General features: G+C 71.2%; 1 protein-coding gene. It reads left to right on the top strand.

The genetic code is table 11. The features are described 5' to 3' along the window. Positions 1–42: 42 nt before the first annotated feature. Positions 43–1,229 (top strand): acyltransferase domain-containing protein (locus ABTZ94_RS37605; protein WP_502967384.1); only part of this gene is annotated, 1,187 nt, incomplete at its 3' end.

Raw genomic sequence — 1,229 nt, 5'->3', positions numbered from 1 at the left:
GGTGGCGCGATGTTCGCGGTGCAGGCGTCGGAGGACGAGGTTGTGCCGTTGTTGACCGAGGGTGTGAGCATTGCCGCGCTCAACGGCCCGACGTCTGTGGTGATCGCGGGTGACGAGGACGCGGCCGTCGCGATCGCCGCGACCTTCGAACGACAGGGCCGTAAGACGAAGCGCCTGACGGTCAGTCATGCGTTTCACTCGCCCCGTATGGATGGCATGTTGGAGGCGTTCCGCGAGGTCGCGGAGACGCTGTCGTACGAGGCCCCGCGCATTCCGATCGTGTCCAACCTGACCGGTGCGCTGGTATCCGCCGAGGAGATCACCAGCCCCGATTTCTGGGTCCGGCACGTCCGCGACGCCGTTCGCTTCTTCGACGGCATCCGTACTCTCGAAGCGCAGGGCGTCACCGCCTTTGTCGAGCTGGGCCCCGACGGGGTGCTCTCGGCCATGGGGCAAGACTGTCTGGTCGAAGGCGGCGCGGTCTTCGTTTCCGTGCTGCGTGGCGGCCGTCCCGAGGCCGAGACGCTGACCGCAGCCCTCGCCGGGCTCCAGGTGCGCGGAGTCGCGCTGGACTGGCAGGCATTCTTCGCCGGGACCGGGGCGCGGCGGGTGGACCTGCCGACGTACGCGTTCCAGCGGCAGCGCTACTGGCTGGACATCCGGACCGGCGGCTCCGCTGCCACCGAAGGCGGCAGGAACTCGGTCGACGCCCGCTTCTGGGAGGCAGTGGAACGGGAGGACCTCGACTCGCTGGCGGCCACGCTGGAGGTCGACGGCGAAGGCGCGTTGGAGGCATTGCTTCCGGCGTTGTCGGCATGGCGGCGGCAGCAGCGCGCGCGCTCGGCGGTGGACGGTTGGCGCTACCGCGTCACCTGGAAGCCGGTGGGTGACCGCGCCGCCGGAACGCCGAGCGGCCGGTGGCTGGTCGTCGCTCCGGCCGGGGAAACTCCGTGGGCCGAGGACGTCGTACGGATGCTGTCCGAGCGCGGCGCTGGAGCGCGGCTGGTCGAGCTGGGTGCGGATACCGGCCGCGCGGTGGTGGCCGGGCGGTTGCGTGCGGAGGCCGGTGACGGTGCGGTGGCGGGCGTGTTCTCGCTGCTGGCCGATGCGGGTGAGGCCGGACTGTTCGGTAACGCCGCGTTGGTGCAGGCGCTGGGCGACGTGGGCTTCGACGCCCCGCTGTGGCTGGCCACGCGTGGCGCGGTGTCGGTGGGCCGGTCCGATGGTCT

It is taken from the genome of Streptomyces sp. NPDC002785 (assembly GCF_040295565.1).
GTDB lineage: Bacteria > Actinomycetota > Actinomycetes > Streptomycetales > Streptomycetaceae > Streptomyces.
The sequence above is the reverse complement of the archived record's forward strand: the minus strand, read 5'-3'. Positions and strand labels throughout refer to the sequence as shown.